Annotated in this window: 15 protein-coding genes; 8 read left to right on the top strand and 7 right to left on the bottom strand. The window is 70.8% G+C overall.

Annotated elements, in window-relative coordinates; genetic code table 11:
- Window positions 1-220 precede the first annotated feature (220 nt).
- Together OG870_RS14110 and OG870_RS14105 are read right to left on the bottom strand one after the other, a co-directional pair.
- A complete protein-coding gene (locus OG870_RS14110; protein WP_266584979.1) occupies window positions 221-1,864 on the bottom strand; it encodes an alkaline phosphatase D family protein in 1,644 nt (547 codons plus the stop codon).
- A 92-nt stretch (window positions 1,865-1,956) separates the two neighbouring features.
- Window positions 1,957-2,601, bottom strand: coding sequence for an HNH endonuclease family protein (locus OG870_RS14105; protein WP_266513543.1), 645 nt, complete (start codon window positions 2,599-2,601; stop codon window positions 1,957-1,959).
- A 366-nt stretch (window positions 2,602-2,967) separates the two neighbouring features.
- Between OG870_RS14105 and OG870_RS14100 the strand changes: the two genes are divergently transcribed.
- Both OG870_RS14100 and OG870_RS14095 read left to right on the top strand, forming a co-directional pair.
- Window positions 2,968-3,549, top strand: coding sequence for a TMEM165/GDT1 family protein (locus tag OG870_RS14100; protein WP_266923949.1), 582 nt, complete (start codon window positions 2,968-2,970; stop codon window positions 3,547-3,549).
- Window positions 3,550-3,733: 184 nt separating this feature from the next.
- Complete coding sequence (locus tag OG870_RS14095; RefSeq protein WP_266513538.1) at window positions 3,734-4,402, top strand: HAD family hydrolase; 669 nt, start codon at window positions 3,734-3,736, stop codon at window positions 4,400-4,402.
- 230 nt (window positions 4,403-4,632) lie between these two features.
- On the opposite strand, the gene OG870_RS14090 is transcribed toward OG870_RS14095, so the two are convergent.
- The gene (locus OG870_RS14090) at window positions 4,633-4,800 is read right to left on the bottom strand and encodes a peptidoglycan-binding domain-containing protein (RefSeq protein ID WP_327692304.1); all 168 of its coding nucleotides are present in this window, start codon (window positions 4,798-4,800) and stop codon (window positions 4,633-4,635) included.
- Window positions 4,801-4,895: 95 nt separating this feature from the next.
- Between OG870_RS14090 and OG870_RS14085 the strand changes: the two genes are divergently transcribed.
- Window positions 4,896-5,435, top strand: a complete 540-nt coding sequence (locus OG870_RS14085) for a hypothetical protein (protein WP_327690937.1) — start codon at window positions 4,896-4,898, stop codon at window positions 5,433-5,435.
- 353 nt (window positions 5,436-5,788) lie between these two features.
- Window positions 5,789-7,888: an MDR family MFS transporter gene (locus OG870_RS14080; protein WP_327690936.1), complete on the top strand. Its 2,100-nt coding sequence runs from the start codon at window positions 5,789-5,791 to the stop codon at window positions 7,886-7,888.
- A gap of 92 nt (window positions 7,889-7,980) precedes the next feature.
- Here the strand turns inward: OG870_RS14080 and OG870_RS14075 are convergent, their stop codons facing one another.
- The gene (locus OG870_RS14075; RefSeq protein WP_327690935.1) at window positions 7,981-8,613 is read right to left on the bottom strand and encodes a dihydrofolate reductase family protein; all 633 of its coding nucleotides are present in this window, start codon (window positions 8,611-8,613) and stop codon (window positions 7,981-7,983) included.
- A gap of 200 nt (window positions 8,614-8,813) precedes the next feature.
- Here OG870_RS14075 and OG870_RS14070 point away from each other — a divergent pair, with 200 nt between their 5' ends.
- Both OG870_RS14070 and OG870_RS14065 read left to right on the top strand, forming a co-directional pair.
- Window positions 8,814-9,485: a hypothetical protein gene (locus OG870_RS14070; RefSeq protein WP_266584987.1), complete on the top strand. Its 672-nt coding sequence runs from the start codon at window positions 8,814-8,816 to the stop codon at window positions 9,483-9,485.
- A gap of 5 nt (window positions 9,486-9,490) precedes the next feature.
- The gene (locus tag OG870_RS14065; protein ID WP_266584988.1) at window positions 9,491-10,120 is read left to right on the top strand and encodes a hypothetical protein; all 630 of its coding nucleotides are present in this window, start codon (window positions 9,491-9,493) and stop codon (window positions 10,118-10,120) included.
- 22 nt (window positions 10,121-10,142) lie between these two features.
- Here the strand turns inward: OG870_RS14065 and OG870_RS14060 are convergent, their stop codons facing one another.
- On the bottom strand, window positions 10,143-10,571 hold the full coding sequence (locus OG870_RS14060) for a J-domain-containing protein (RefSeq protein WP_266584990.1): 429 nt from the start codon (window positions 10,569-10,571) through the stop codon (window positions 10,143-10,145).
- Window positions 10,572-10,652: 81 nt separating this feature from the next.
- On the opposite strand from OG870_RS14060, the gene OG870_RS14055 reads away from it, so the two are divergent.
- A complete protein-coding gene (locus OG870_RS14055; RefSeq protein ID WP_266513506.1) occupies window positions 10,653-11,045 on the top strand; it encodes a hypothetical protein in 393 nt (130 codons plus the stop codon).
- 48 nt (window positions 11,046-11,093) lie between these two features.
- Here the strand turns inward: OG870_RS14055 and OG870_RS14050 are convergent, their stop codons facing one another.
- Window positions 11,094-11,765, bottom strand: coding sequence for an O-methyltransferase (locus tag OG870_RS14050; protein ID WP_266513503.1), 672 nt, complete (start codon window positions 11,763-11,765; stop codon window positions 11,094-11,096).
- A 108-nt stretch (window positions 11,766-11,873) separates the two neighbouring features.
- Window positions 11,874-13,289, bottom strand: a complete 1,416-nt coding sequence (gene proP / locus OG870_RS14045; RefSeq protein WP_327690934.1) for a glycine betaine/L-proline transporter ProP — start codon at window positions 13,287-13,289, stop codon at window positions 11,874-11,876.
- Window positions 13,290-13,647: 358 nt separating this feature from the next.
- On the opposite strand from proP, the gene OG870_RS14040 reads away from it, so the two are divergent.
- Window positions 13,648-15,693, top strand: a complete 2,046-nt coding sequence (locus tag OG870_RS14040; RefSeq protein ID WP_327690933.1) for a bifunctional glycosyltransferase 87/phosphatase PAP2 family protein — start codon at window positions 13,648-13,650, stop codon at window positions 15,691-15,693.
- Window positions 15,694-15,695 lie beyond the last annotated feature (2 nt).

The following is a 15,695-nucleotide window of genomic DNA, read 5'->3' as shown; positions in this document are numbered from 1 at the left end:
TTCCGCTTTCGGCTACGTTTCGCCCGCAGCCGCACGTAGGAGAGCTCTCGCCACCACTTCCGCGACCGAAAGTGTGTCCGAATTCACTCCTGGTCGGGTGCGCGCCGCCGTCAGCCGGGGTGCGCCCCCCAAGGGGCACACCGAACACGAACTGCCTTGAATACGCCTGGATTTGACGAGATTTCAGGGATTACGGCGTCTGCATTCCTGTGCCGCTCCGTCACTCATGCGGGGTGAGGACGGACTCCTCCACGGTCTTCAGCACCTCGTTCGGCCGGGCCTGCTCCAGCCGCAGCCGCGCCCAACGGCCCCGCACCGTCAGCGTCATGAGCTGGTTGCCGAACCAGGGGCCGCCCTTTTTGCGCCAGTCGACCGGAGGCCGGGAGCAGCGGCCGTGGCGCAGGAAGCGGCGGCCCAGCGCCCGAGCCGTCGCGCTCCAGCCGAACCGGAAGCCGAGGCGTATGTACAGGGGCACGGAGTTGTGGACGGGCGAGCAGGTCAGCTGCAGGACGCGGGCGTCCGGCGCGACGCCCGAGACCCATGTCGGCTCGGCCACGTACGCGTGATGCACGTCTCCCGACAGGACCAGGATCGTTGCGGGTGCCTCCGGCCCCGAACCGACCTCGGCGATCAGATCGGCCAGCGCGGCGAAGGACGTCGGGAAGGCGGCCCAGTGCTCCAGGTCGGCCTTGCGCCGCAGGTCCTCCCCGAACCGCGCCCAGCGCGCCCCGCGCTCTCCCCGGCACAGGGCCGCGTTCCACGCCTCGGCGTCGTGCACCAGGTGCGGCAGCAGCCAGGGCAGGGAGGTGCCGATGAGGAGGTGGTCGTACGAGTCCCGTTCCTGGAGGGCCTGTTCGCGCAGCCACTCGGCCTCACCGGGGTCGAGCATCGAGCGCTTGTCCTCTTCGAGAACACGGGCCGCGCGCGAGTCCACCATCAGCAGGCGTACGCGGCCGAAGTCGCGCCGGTAGCTCCAGCGCACGGCGGCCGGGTCGACGTCGGCCTTGGCGGCGAAGGCGCGCAGGTCGTCGGTGCCGTCGGGGGCCTCGCGCACGGCCGCGTACAGCGGGTCGACGGCGAGTTCCGCGGGCGACAGGTTGCCCAGGTGCTGGTGCACCCAGTACGACATCAGGCCGCTGAGCAGCCGTTCGCGCCACCAGGGGGTGGCCCGCATGTCCTCCAGCCAGGCGGCGGAGGTGTTCCAGTCGTCGATGACGTCGTGATCGTCGAAGATCATGCAGCTCGGCACGGTGGACAGCAGCCAGCGCACCTCCGGGTCGAGCCACGACTCGTAATACAGGCGCGTGTACTCCTCGTAGTCCGCGACCTCGTTGCCCGGCGGGTCGCTCAGGTCGCGTCGGGCGGACAGCCAGCGGCGGGTCGCCTCGGAGGTCTCGTCGGCGTACACCTGGTCGCCCAACAGCAGCAGCACGTCCGGCCGTTCGCCGTCCGGGTCGGCCGCCATGCGTGCGGCGAGGGTGTCCAGGGCGTCGGGGCCGACCGGGTCCCGCTCGTCCGCGGCCGGGGTGGCCCAGCGGCAGGAGCCGAACGAGACGTGCAGCTCGTCGCCCCCCAGTGAGGTCCGGATGACGGAGGGCGGAAACGACGAGAAGGGCGCGTCCGGTAGCGGCCACACCCGTGCGCCGTCCAGGAACACCTCGTACGGCGTCGTCGTGCCCGGCGTCAGCCCGGTGACCGGCACCAGCGCATAGTGGTGGCCCGCCACCTGGAACGTGCGGGACTCACCACGGGCGCCGTCCGCACAGCGCACCTCGGCGGTGCACGGGCGGCTCGTCTCGACCCAGACGGTCGCGGACTCCCCGTCGGCAAACCTCAGCAATGGTCCCAGCCGCAGTCCGGACACCTGATCGCCCTCCTCCGTCGCCCCGTACGGTACGGAACGACGGAGGTCGGCGGGGAGGTTCCTTCACGGAATCCGCCGGATCAGCAGCCGGATCAGCAACCGCTGAGGACCGAGCTGAGCTTGCTCTTCTCCGCCGAGTCGACGGAGAGGTCGTAGTAGTACTTCACCTGAACCCAGGCGCGGACGTAGGTGCAGGCGTACGAGCTGAGCGGGGGCATCCACTCGGCGGGGTCCTGGTCGCTCTTCTGCTGGTTCACGTTGTCCGTGACGGCGATGAGCTGCGGACGGGTCACGTCGTTGGCGAAGGCCTGGCGCTGGGCGGTGGTCCACTTGCTGGCCCCGGAGTCCCAGGCCTCGGCGAGCGGGACGAGGTGGTCGATGTCGAGGTCGGAGGCGGCGGTCCAGGTGGCGCCGTCGTAGACCGAGTACCAGCTGCCGCTGGTGGCGGTGCAGGCGGAGTTGGTCACGACGTTGGAGCCGTCGCGCTTGAGGACGTACTCGCGGGTGTTGCAGGTGCCGCTGATGGTGATCCAGGTGGGGAACAGGGAGCGCTGGTAGCCGGTGCGGTCCTCGGTCGCCACGGTGAGGGAGGCGAGGTAGGTGCGGGCGGTGGCCGCGCTGACCGGGGTGGGGAGGGCGGCGGAGGCGGTCGGACCGTTGAAGAGCCCGACCGAGGCTATGAGTCCGGTGAGGGCCGCGAGTATGCTCAGCTGTCGACGCGCGTAGAACTTCGGCATGCGAACTCCCTTGGGGTGTGGGGGCGTTGGAGCGAGCGAGGGAATGCTCGCGGCGCCGTGTTGCGGGAGGGTGTGCGTACGGTTAGAAGCTAGTGACGTGCGCATGACACAACAAGGTTTATGGCCGGACTTTCGGTCGTGGGCCGGTCGCGTACCATGGACGGCGCAGAAGGGGAGTAGCTCTTCGCCGGACCGTCGACATACTGCTCAGCTCGTCTGAGCCGGCGCCCGGAGGCAGACCTCGGTCACGAGGTCGGCCAGCGAGACCTTCGGTAAGCAGTGCACATGTGTGTGCTGCCGTACCGAGGTGTCTCGTATCGCAGTCACAGCACTCTCGGTGGGGCAGTCCCGACCGATTGAGGAACCTTGATCAGCATCACCGTCACGGCGCTTGTCTTCGGCGTCGTCTTCCTGGCCGAACTGCCGGACAAGACCGCGCTCGCCGGGCTCGTCCTCGGCACCCGCTACCGCGCCTCGTACGTCTTCGCGGGCGTCGCCGCGGCCTTCGCCCTCCATGTCGCGCTGGCCGTCGCGGCGGGCAGCGTGCTGACCCTGCTGCCGCAGCGGATCGTGCACGCGGTGACGGGAGTCCTCTTCCTGGGCGGTGCCGCGGTGCTGCTGATGAAGAAGGACGAGGGCGACGAGGAGATCCGCAAGCCGGAGAACCAGTCCTTCTGGAAGGTCGCCGGTGCCGGGTTCACGCTCATCCTGGTCGCCGAGTTCGGAGACCTGACGCAGATCATGACGGCCAACCTCGCGGCCCGCTATGACGACCCGCTCTCCGTCGGCCTCGGCGCGGTGCTGGCGCTGTGGGCGGTGGCCGGACTCGGCATCGTCGGCGGAAAAGCCCTGATGAAGCGCGTCCCGTTGTCCCTCATCACCAAGATCGCGGCCCTCCTGATGGTGGCGCTCGGCGTGTGGAGCCTCTGGGAGGCGGTGGCCGGCTGAGCCCGCTCGTGCTGAACGTCCGGTGAACTGTTGCCGAAAGCGGTGGCGGATGCCCCGGCTATTTTGTACCGTGGAGAAACAAAGTGGCTCCCGCCCGTTTCCCCTGACCGGCGGGCGGGGCCGCCTTGTTCCTGTGGGGCCCTACCCTGCGCCCCGCTCCTTCCTCCGCGCCTTGGAGCTGCCGATGACGGTCACCACCGTGCCCACCGTCCTCACCGCCCGCGCCCTCCTGCTGGACATGGACGGCACCCTCGTGAACTCCGACGCCGTCGTCGAGCGCTGCTGGCGGCGCTGGTCCGAGCGGCACGGGCTGGACGCGGCCGAGGTCATGAAGGTGGTGCACGGGCGCCAGGGCTACGCCTCCATGGCGCTGCTGCTGCCTGACCGCCCCATGGAGCACAACCACGCCGACAACGCGCGCATGCTCGCCGAGGAGACCGCCGACATGGACGGCGTCGTCGCGATCCCCGGCGCGCCCGAGTTCCTCGCCTCCCTGCGCGGCGTCCCGCACGCCCTGGTGACCTCGGCCGACGTGGCGCTCTCCACGGCCCGTATGGCCGCCGCCGGCCTGGACCTTCCCGCCGTGCGCGTGACCGCCGAGTCGGTCGGTGCCAGCAAGCCGGACCCCGAGGGATTCCTCAAGGGCGCCGCCGAACTGGGCATCGACCCCGCCGACTGCATCGTCTTCGAGGATTCCGCGGCCGGAATCCAGGCCGGACGCGCGGCAGGGATGCGCGTCGTCGGCGTCGGCGCACGGGCCGACTTCCATGAGCCGGACGTGGTGGTGCCGGACCTGACACGCGTCCGGGTGGAGGCCACGGCGGACGGCACTCTTCGGCTGTACGTGCGCTGACGGAGCCCCGGGGACCGGTGCACTTCAGCCCGTCCGGTGGTGCCCGGCGAGCTGCGGTTCCAAGGCGCCGGTCGGTGCATCTCGGCCCGTCCGGCGTTTGAGGACGAGGCCCGTTCAGGGCCGACGCGGGGGTCCGGGGGCGGCAGCCCCCAGGAAGGCCCGCACCCACGCCGGGTGGAGCCCGGCAAGCCGCGGCCCCACAACCCACCCCCGGCCAGGCAAGCGCAGCGTCACGGTTCTGATGTCTCCGACTCCAGCCGCGCCCGCGTCGCCGCCCCGTACACCCCCAGCTCGTCCTCCTGGATCCCGCGCGCCCACTGGTACCGCTTGACCGCGTCCTCGACGCCCTCGTCGTAGCGGCCGCTCGCCTTGCCCGTGTAGAGGCCGAGCTGGGTCAGCCGTCGTTCGAGTTCGACGACCTCGGAGCCCTGGGAGCCGAGGCGCAGGACGGGGGGCGGAGGGCTGGCGTCTGTCGGACGCCCCGATCGTGGCGGTGGCGGTCGCGCCGGCCGTCGGCGCGCTCTGGGTCGGCTCGGCCGACCGGGACGGGCTCGGTGAGGCGCTCGTCGCCGATGGGGACGCCGAGGGTGACGGGCTCGCGCTGACGGGCGGTACCGGCGGCGCGGACGGCCGTAGCGAAGGAGCGGCCCCGGTCCGGGACGCGGCCGCGGACGCGGGGCCCGTCGACCCCTCCGGCACGCTCGCGCGTACGTCGTCGGGCAGTGCGCTTTCCCGCGACGGCTTCTCGTACGAGAACATCCCGCTCGCCAGCCCCGCCGCCGCCACGACGGCGACCACGGCCCCGCCCACGCCGAGTAGCACCGTACGGCGTCTGCCCCGCGGCTTCACCGCCTCGTCGTACCGGCCGCCCTCCGCGGGCGTCTGCTCGAACAGGCGCAGATCGGCGGCGCTAGGCGCCTCGGGGCTCACGGCGCGCAACGGCATCGTCGCCTCGGCCTCGGCCGCCGCCGCCGAAGCCGGGGCGGGCGGAGTCGGTGCGGGCGGAGTCGCCGGGTGCTCGGCCGCCCCGTAATCGCCCTCCAGTTCGACATACGGCCGAATGCGCAGCGGATCGAAGTCCTCCGCCGCCGCCTGTTCGGCCGTACGGGCATCGCGCAGGTCGTCGGACGCCCGTCGAGTGCAGCCGCAGGACGGGGTGTTGTCCGCCCCTCTGGGCGCTCCGCACTCCGGGCACTGGTGACCTTTCGGGTCTGTCACGCGTTCGTCCCTCCCTTCACGCTCCCCTCGCGAACTCCAGAGGTTATCCAGATCATCTTCGGGCCGTTGCCCCAGCCCCCGGAATATCGGCTTCCAACAGGACTCAACAGGCCATAACCGGTCACAGCGATCACCATGGACCTGTAACGAGAGCCTCGGGAGGTCTTCATGGCCGGGGATGCGCACGGTATGACGGGGAATGTGCGAGACGCACAGCCACCCGCGAAGCCCCCGAAGCGGGGCAGCGCCGCCCAGGAACACGTGTCCGGTAACGTCCTCGTCTCGATCGGCGCGCTGCTCCTCGGGCTGCTGCTCGCCGCCCTCGACCAGACCATCGTGTCGACCGCGCTGCCCACCATCGTCAGCGACCTGGGCGGCCTGGAGCACCTGTCCTGGGTGGTCACCGCGTATCTGCTGGCCTCGACCGCGGCGACCCCGCTGTGGGGCAAGCTCGGCGACCAGTACGGGCGGAAGCGACTGTTCCAGATCGCGATCGTGATCTTCCTCATCGGCTCGGCGCTCTGCGGAATGGCGCAGAACATGCCCCAGCTCATCGCCTTCCGGGCGGTGCAGGGCCTGGGCGGCGGCGGGTTGATCGTGCTGTCGATGGCGATCGTCGGGGACGTCGTCTCACCCCGTGAACGCGGCCGGTACCAGGGGCTGTTCGGAGCCGTCTTCGGCGCGACGAGCGTCCTCGGCCCGCTGCTCGGCGGACTGTTCACCCAGCACCTCAGCTGGCGCTGGGTCTTCTACATCAACCTGCCCGTCGGCGTCGTCGCCCTCGCCGTGATCGCGAGCGCCCTGCACATCCCCCGCAAGGCCACACCGCACGTCATCGACTACCTCGGCACGTTCCTCATCGCCTCGGTCGCCACCTGCCTGATCCTGGTCGCCTCCCTGGGCGGCACCACCTGGGGCTGGGGTTCGGCGCAGATCGTCGGGCTGATCGTCCTGGGCGTCGTACTGGTCGTGGCGTTCGTGGCCGTGGAGCGGAGGGCGGCCGAACCCGTCCTCCCCCTCAAGCTGTTCCGCATCCGCACCTTCACCCTGTCCGCGATCATCAGCTTCATCGTCGGCTTCGCCATGTTCGGCGCGATGACCTATCTGCCGACGTTCCTCCAGGTCGTGCAGGGCGTGACGCCCACCATGTCCGGGGTGCACATGCTGCCGATGGTCTTCGGCATGCTGCTCTCGTCCACCACCTCCGGGCAGATCGTCAGCCGTACCGGCCGCTGGAAGGTGTTCCCGATCGCGGGCACCGGAGTCACCGCCCTCGGCCTGCTCCTGCTGCACCGGCTCGACGAGAACAGTTCCACGGCCGCGATGAGCGTGGACTTCTTCGTCTTCGGCCTCGGCCTCGGCCTGGTCATGCAGGTGCTGGTCCTCATCGTGCAGAACGCGGTCTCGTACGAGGATCTCGGCGTCGCCACCTCCGGCGCGACCTTCTTCCGCTCGATCGGCGCCTCCTTCGGCGTCGCCATCTTCGGCACGGTCTTCGCGAGCCGCCTCGGCGACAAGCTGACCGACGCCTTCCAGGGCACCCGGCTCCCGGCCGGCGTCTCGGCGAACTCCCTCGAATCCGACCCACGCGGCATCGGCTCCCTGCCGCCCGACCTGCGCCCGCCCGCCCTGCACGCGTACGCGGCGTCCATCACCGATGTCTTCCTGTACGCCGCCCCCGTCGCCCTGGTCGGCTTCGTACTTGCCTGGTTCCTCAAGGAGGACAAGCTGCGCGGCTCCGTCACCGCGCCCGACGTCACCGAGACGCTCGCCAGCAATCCGGTCGAACGGTCCTCGTACGACGAGGTGTGCCGCGCACTGTCCGTGCTGGGCACCCGCGAGGGCCGGCGCGAGATCTACCGGGAGATCACCGAACGGGCGGGCTACGACCTGTTGCCCGCGTCGAGCTGGCTGCTGCTGCGGATCAAGAAGTACGGCTGGGCCGAGCCGGGCGTGCTCGCCGAGCGCAGTTCTGTGCCGCTGCGGGTCATCATCGCCGCGGGCCGCCAGATCGAGGAACAGCGCCTGGCCACCCGTGAGGGACTCGACCTCGTCCTCACCGACGAGGGCCGCGAGGTCGCCGAACGGCTCGCGCAGGCCCGCGAGCAGTCCCTGGCGGAACTGCTCGGCGACTGGTGGGGCCCCGACCGGCCGACGGACCTCGCCCAGCTGGTCGGCCGGCTCAACGACGAACTGTGCGGCTCGGACCGGGAACAGCCGCACAACGGGACTCCTCCGTTGGGCCGTTCGCCTACGGGGGCGCCTTAGCCGGTGTCGAGAGACCGGTGCAGTACCCCCGCCAGAGGGCGGCCGCGACGGGGGGGTTGTAGGGCTCCGGGGTGATCGTCCAGGTCATCCGCTCACTCTGCGGACACGGTGTGCGGGGAGCGCAACCGGATGTGCGTGACCCCCGCGGAGTCCAGTACCTGCGTCTTCTCCCACTCGATGTGCTGGTCGCCGAGGTTGTCGAACAACCGTCGCCCGCCGCACGCCAGTACCGGCACCACGTGCAGCAGCAGTTCGTCCAGCCGGCCGTTCCGGATGAACTGCTGCACGAGGTCCGCCCCGCCCGCCAGTGACACGTCCTTCCCGTCGGCCGCCTCCCGCGCCAGCTCCAGCGCGCGCTCCGGGCCCTCGGTGACGAAGTGGTAGGTGGTGCCGCCCTTCTTCACGACGGACTCGCGGGCGTGGTGGGTGACGACGTACACCGGCGCGTGGAACGGCGGCTCTTCGCCCCAGGGGATCTCCCCGGTGACGAACATGCCGTGGCCCATCACGACCGCGCCGGGCCGCACGATGTGCTCGGCGATCAGGTCGTCGTCCGGGCCCGTCGTCCCACCCTTCATCCCCTGCATCTCGCGGAACGTCCGCAGCCCGTACACCCACGAGTGCAGCCGCTCCCCGCCGATGCCGAGCGGATGCTCGCGCCCCGACTCGGGTCCCGCGATGTACCCGTCGAGCGACATGGCCAGCCGTGCGATGACCTCACTCATGACAACCTCCTCAGCCGTAGCACCCGCGCGGTGCCTGTTCGTGATGCCTTCACCCCTACGTCGATCGGACCGCCGCCGAATCGACACACCACCCGAACGAATCGCGCCCTGAGCGCCGCGCCGACGCCGTTTGAGGGGTGCCTTCCGGGCAACCCGACCGGGGAACCGGCCCGACGGGGCCGACACAACGGAAGGCACCCATGTCCACAGGCATGATCATTGCTCTGATCGTGATCGTGGCGGCCGTGGTCGTTGTCGCGGCCGTCCTGACCATGCGTTCCCGGGGCCCGCGCGGCGGCCGGGACCTGAAGCGGCGCTTCGGACCCGAGTACGACCGGACCCTGGCCCGGCACGACGGGGACGCGAAGGCCACCGAGCGGGAGCTCACGGAGCGCGTGGAGCGGCACGGGTCGCTGCGCGAGCAGCCGTTGGAGCCCGGCCGGCGCGAGCAGTTCGAGGCTCGCTGGACGGCCGTACAGGAGCGCTTCGTGGACGCGCCGCGTGAAGCCGTCGGCGAGGCGGACCGGCTCCTCGCGGAACTCGCCGCCGTCCGGGGCTTCCCCGAAGGCGACCGCTACGACGAACAGCTCGCCGCGCTCTCCGTCCACCACGCCCACCACGTCCACGGCTACCGGCGCGTCCACCGCGTCGTCAGCGCGGGTGCGGGCGGGCAGGACGGCGACCGCGCCGACACCGAGGAGATGCGCGAGTCGCTGGTCGAGGCCCGGGCCCTCTTCGACGACCTCATGAAGCCGACCCGCGAGGACTCCGCGAAGCCCGCCATGCGCAAGGAGACCGCCCGCAACGACGCCAGCGGCAGCGGCAGCCATCTGCCGTGGGCCTTCAACCGGCACCACGCAAAGGGGAGTTGAGCGACATGACGGACGCGACGACCGGCGCCGGCGCCGAGGACAGGACGAAGCGGCGCTCGGTCACACCGATCCCGCCGGAGACGACCGGGACGACCCAGACGCCGGAGGCGGCCGAGCGTGAGCCCGTTCGGGGCGCCGGCGACCTCGCGGGCGGCGGAGCGGCCGGACTGCGCGAAGACCGTACGACAGGACGGGTGATGGGACAGGAGAAGGGACAGGAGACGGATCGCGAGGGCGTCGCCTCCGACCTCCACAGCACCTCCGACAAGGGCCGCCCCAGCACCTCCGGCACCGCCCACCGCACCGGCACCACCTCCACCACGCCCGCCGCGACCACCACCCGGCTCCTCCCGCACGAGGAGTGCGACAAGCTGGAGCTCCGGCTCCGGCAGGCCGTCTCCGGGTTCGTCGACGGGCCCCGGGACGCCGTCGAGGAGGCCGACCACGTGGTCGAGGAGATCGCAGGCCGCTTCACGGAGGCACTCACCCGGCGCCGTCGCACCCTGCGCATGTCCTGGCAGGACGGCGAGCGGGGCGAGAAGTCGGGGTCCCCGGCCACGCACCCCGACACCGAGCAGCTCCGACTGGCGCTGCGGGACTACCGCGAGCTGGCCGAACGGCTCCTGCAAAGCTGACTCCCGCAGCGCTGACCGGCTCCTACAGGGCCGACTCCGACTCGCCCGCCGCCGTCCGGCGCCCCCGCCGCTCGCGTACGACCTCCTCGACGTCGTACGGCTTCATACCGAGCGGGGGGCCGGGCGGCGGCTTGAACATCATGTCGCGGATCTTGACGTTGATCTCGGTGATGATCTTCCGCGCGATCCGCTCCGAGGGCGCCGCGTACGCCGCGGCGAGCGCGTCCTCGGCCTCCTTGCGCAGGGCGAGCGTCGGCGGCAGCACGGAGAGGCCCTCGCGCGCCATCTTCTGCTTGATCCACCAGAGTTCGTCGTACGAGGTGTCGGAACCCGACGGCAACGGCTTGCCCGCGCCCGGCAGTTGGGCGAACTCTCCGCGCCGCTCGGCGTCACGGATCTGCTTGTCGACCCAGGACTCGAACGGGACACCCGGTGGCTTTCGCTCGGTCATGAGTCCATTGTGCCGGACGCGGCACCGCCGGGCGATTTATCATGCGGCCGCTGTGTAAGGACACTTCAAGAGGAGCAGCGCGTGCTCGAACTGACCATGGCCACCGTCTCCGGGGCGGAAGAGGGGGCCACGGCCGGCATGCTCATGGCCGACGCACCCAGTGAGCCCGGCGCCGTGCTGCGGGTGGGGCGTGACAAATCCGTGTGCCGTCTCGTGACGCCCGACGACTGGCTGTTCATCTCACGGGTCCACCTGGAGTTCCTGTGCGGCCCGGAGGGGACCTGGCAGGTGACCTGGCTGCGCGGCTCGCAGGACGACCCGTCCTCCGAGGTCCGGCTGATCGTCGGCGAGTACGCGCAGCCGCTCGTCTACGGCGGGACCGTGCCGCTGCCGAGGGGCGGCAACGGCGAGATCGTCGTCCTGGACCGCACCGCCCCGCGCAGCGTCAACGTCGGCTTCTACCACGAGTTCTGAGCGGAACCCGAGTCCTGAGCAGGACACGGGGTTCCCGGTGGGCAGGGGCTACGCCAGCACGCGCGCGAGTGCGAAGCCGTCGTGGCCCTTGCTGCCCACCGTCTGGATCGCCGTGCCGCTCAACCGCGGGTGCGAGGCGATCAGTTCGATGGCGGCGCGGGTGCCCAGCACGTCGGGTGACGTGCTGTCCGCGTCGGCGACCCGGCCGCTCCGTACGACGTTGTCCACGACGATCAGGCTGCCCGCGCGCGTGAGCCTGAGCGCCCACTCCACGTAGCGCGGGTTGTTGGCCTTGTCGGCGTCGATGAAGACCAGGTCGAAGGGCGCCGGGTTCTCGTCGGCCAGCTTGGGCAGCGACTCCAGGGCGGGGCCCACCCGCACCTCGACGATCCGGTCCAGGCCCGCGCGCGCGATGTTGCGGGTGGCGACCTCGGCGTGCTTGGCGCTGTATTCGAGCGAGACCAGACGGCCGTCCTCGGGCAGTGCGCGGGCCATCCAGATGGTGCTGTAGCCGCCGAGGGTGCCGATCTCCAGGATGGTGCGGGCGTCCTGGATCTGGGCGAGGAGCTGCAGGAACTTGCCCTGGGGTGGGCTGACGGCGATGGACGGCAGCTCGGCCGCCTCGCTGTCGCGCAACGCCGCCTGCAGTGCTTCGTCGTTCGGCGAGAGCTGGGTGGCGAAGTAGTCGTCCACGTCGTCCCAGAGCTGCGACTCGCTCATTCACCTACGCCTTTCATAGGGCTCGTCAACGCTGCCAACAGCGCGTCAGCCGGTCGGGTCAACGATTTCGAGTATGCGCCGGTTCCGGCCGCCGGGCTTCGATCGCTCCTACTTCTCCGTCGCGGAAGCAACCGTCGCGGAAGCAACCGTCGCGGGAGCCTCCACCGCGGGCGCCGACCCCGGCAGGGGCTTCCCCGCCGACTCGGCCATGAACCACACCGCCACACCGCCGACGACCGCCGCCGCCATCATGTAGTACGCGGGCATCATCATGTTGCCGGTCGCGCCGATCAGGGCCGTGACCACCAGCGGGGTCGTGCCGCCGAACAGGGACACCGACACGTTGAAGCCGATCGACAGGGAGCCGTAGCGGACCCGGGTCGGGAACAGGGCCGGGAGGGCCGAGGGCATCGCGGCCGTGAAGCAGACCAGGAGCAGACCCAGCGCCCCCATGCCCAGCGCGACCGCCGCCAGGCTGCCCTGGCGGATCAGCAGGATCGCCGGGACGGAGAGGAACAGGAAGCCCACGCAGCCCGCCGCGATCACCGGGCGGCGGCCGATCCGGTCGGTCAGGGCGCCCGCGAAGGGCTGGACGACCATCATCAGCACCATCACGCCGAGCACCACGAGCAGCCCGTGCGTCTCGTCGTACTTGAGCTCACTGGTCAGATAGCTCGGCATGTACGACAGCAGCATGTAGTCGGTGACGTTGAAGACCAGGACCAGGCCCATGCACAGCAGCAGGGCGCGCCACTGGCCGGTGATCATCTCGCGCAGCGGGACCTTCGGGCGGCTCGCCTCCGCCTTCTCGACCTCCGCCGCGAAGGCCGGGGTCTCCTCCAGCCGCATCCGCAGATACAGGCCGATGATGCCCATCGGACCCGCGATCATGAACGGGATGCGCCAGCCCCAGGACACCAGGTCGTCGGCGGACAGCAGCGCGGTCATCAGGGTGACCAGGCCCGCGCCGCCGATGTAGCCGGCCAGCGTGCCGAACTCCAGCCAGCTGCCCAGGAAGCCGCGCCGCTTGTCCGGCGCGTACTCGGCGATGAAGGTCGAGGCGCCGGCGTACTCACCGCCGGTCGAGAAACCCTGGACGAGACGGGCCAGGAGCAGCAGCAGCGGGGCGCCGACGCCGATCGTGGCGTACGACGGGATCAGGCCGATCGCGAAGGTGCCCGCCGCCATCATGATCATCGTCAGTGCGAGGACCTTCTGGCGGCCGATCCGGTCGCCGAGCGGGCCGAAGAACATGCCGCCGACGGGACGGACCAGGAAGGCCGCGGCGAAGGCGCCGAACGTGGACAGGAGCTGGGCGGTGGGGTTGCCGGACGGGAAGAAGACCTTGCCCAGCGTTACCGCGATGTAGCTGTAGACACCGAAGTCGAACCACTCCATCGCGTTGCCCAGCGCGGCCGCCTTCACGGCGCGGCGGACGAGAGCGGGGTCGGTGGCGGTGACCGGTCGGGCGGGGGTGGAGGTGCGGGCGCGTACGGGGGGAGCGGTGAATGTGGCGGACGCCAAGACTTCGCTCGCCTACCTTTCGACGGGGACAGGGACGCGGCCCGCGGCGGCGATGACGGTGGGCCGAAAAGCGACCATAGGGCGCGAGCCGTCCTCACGGGTCGCACCCAGGTCGTTGCGCAGTGCATGTAAACACCACGTGTGCAGGTGCGTATGCCCGCTCGAACACGTTTCTCGCCGTCGCTCGTTGTGATCCATCTCGCGTCCCTCGGAGGCAACCCGCCCTCCCACGCACTATCGTCATTCGGACAAAAGAGGAAAAGACGTGACGTGAACCAGGGGTGGACGGCGTCTCTCTCCGGGAGCCCTGCGAGCCCCAGGGTGCGCATCCGGACGACGGAGCGGAGGCCGACGAGGCGTGGCGAACGTGGAGCAAAGCGGGCGACCGACGAAGGCCTTCCGGGCAACGGCAGCCGAAGCGGCCGGGGGACGCCTGCGTGTGGCGCGCCTGGGGCTGTGGCTGGTGGCGGCGATCCTCGCCGTACGACAGGTGGCCGTCGTCCTCAGCACGCCGAGGGGCGAGCGGCTGACCGATCTGGAGACCTGGGTCGGCCCGAACGGCGTCCTGCATGTGAACGGTTCGCTCTACGACTCGACGCAGTTCACCGGCACGCCGTTCGGCGGGCTCGTCCTGAAGCCGCTCACCAAGGCCGCCGAGCAGGCCCTCGGCTGGGGCTGGACCTTCGGCACGCTGCTGCTGGTCGTCGCGCTCGGTCTGGTCGTGGCCCGTGCGCTGCCGCAGCCGGTGAGCAGAAGGACCTCGCTGCTCGCCGCGCCGGTCGCCGTCAGCCTGCTGATGCTGTCGCTGCCGGTGCGCAACGCCCTGTGGCTCGGACAGACGAGCATCATGCCGGTCCTGCTGGTGCTGGTCGGCTGCTTCGCCGTGCGCGGGCAGCGGGCCGGCGGCGTCCTGATCGGTCTGGCCGCGGCGCTCCAGCCGACCGTGCTGCTCTTCGCACCGCTGCTGTGGTTCACGGGCCGCCGCCGGGCCGCCCTGACCACGGGGATCACGTTCGCCGCGTGCACCGCGCTCGCGTGGGCGGCGATGCCGCACGACTCGTACATCTACTGGGTGCACCACATGGCGGGCACCGGTCTCGGCGGCAAGGCCGACGACCTCGCCAACCAGTCCCTGCACGGCGCGCTGCTCCGGCTCGGCCTTGAGGGCCCGCTGGAGATCGCCCTCTTCTTCACGCTGGGCACGGCGGTCGCGGTGCTCGGTGTGCGGCGCGCGGTGCGTTACGCGCGCGACGGCCAGCTGCTGCTCGCGGTGGCGATCACGGGGTGCGCGGCGATCGCGGTGTCCCCGACGACCTGGCAGCACCAGCTGCTGTGGGTGCTGCTCGCGGTCGTCGGAAGGGTCGGCAAGCGGGCCTCCGACCGGTACGTGTGGCCGGTCGCCGTCGTCCTGATGATGACGCTGCCGGGCAGGATGATGCTGCCGAACATGTCGCAGATGTACGTCCTGCGGGACAACGTCGTCCTCCTCGCGGCCCTCGTCGCCGCGACCGCGATCCCGTTCCTGTCCCGCACGTCGCCGTACTACCGGGCGCCGGTCCCGGCCCCGTACGCACCCGCGGTCCCGGCCCGCCTCAGGCACGTCCCCCTGCTGCCGGCGCTGCGCCGGGTCCTGGCCCGCCCGAACCTCCTCCTGGAACTCCTTCTCATCCGCGTCACGTACGCCGCCTACCAGAAGGTGCGGCTCGCGGCGACCGGCGGCACCAACTCGCAGGGCCGGGCGACCGCCGAGGACCACGGTCACCAGATCCTGGATCTGGAGCGGTGGCTGCACATCGACGTCGAGCACTGGGTCAACCACACGGTCGTCAAGGTCGACCGGCTGAGCCATTTCTTCGACTTCTACTACGAGTCGTTCCATTTCGTGGTCCCGCTGACGGTCCTCGCCGTCCTCTACTGGCGCCGCCCGGCCGACTACCGCTGGGCCCGGGCCGCGCTGGGCTTCGCCACGCTCCTCGCCCTGGTCGGCTTCTGGCTCTACCCTCTGGCGCCGCCGCGCCTCCTGCCCGGCCTCGGCGTCATCGACACCGTCCACGGCGTCCAGGACTTCTCCAAGCCGGACTACGGCACCTTGACGGCGCTGACCAACCAGTACGCGGCGATGCCCTCGCTGCACTTCGGCTGGTCGCTGTGGTGCGGGGTGGTCATCGCCGTGCTCGCCCCCAGGTGGTGGATGAAGGCCCTGGGACTGCTCCACCCGCTCCTGACGGTCTCGGCGATCGTCGCGACGGGCAACCACTGGGTCCTGGACGCGGCGGGCGGCGCGCTCGTCGTCGGCGCCGGCTTCGGACTGACGTACCTCCTTCAGGGCCCACGGGCGAAACCGGCCACGGCGGCGGCGACCAGCGAGGAACCGGTGGCCGTGAGGGAACGGGCGGTGGGCTGAGG

Source organism: Streptomyces sp. NBC_00461 (assembly GCF_036013935.1).
Lineage (GTDB): Bacteria > Actinomycetota > Actinomycetes > Streptomycetales > Streptomycetaceae > Streptomyces.
The sequence above is the reverse complement of the archived record's forward strand: the minus strand, read 5'-3'. Positions and strand labels throughout refer to the sequence as shown.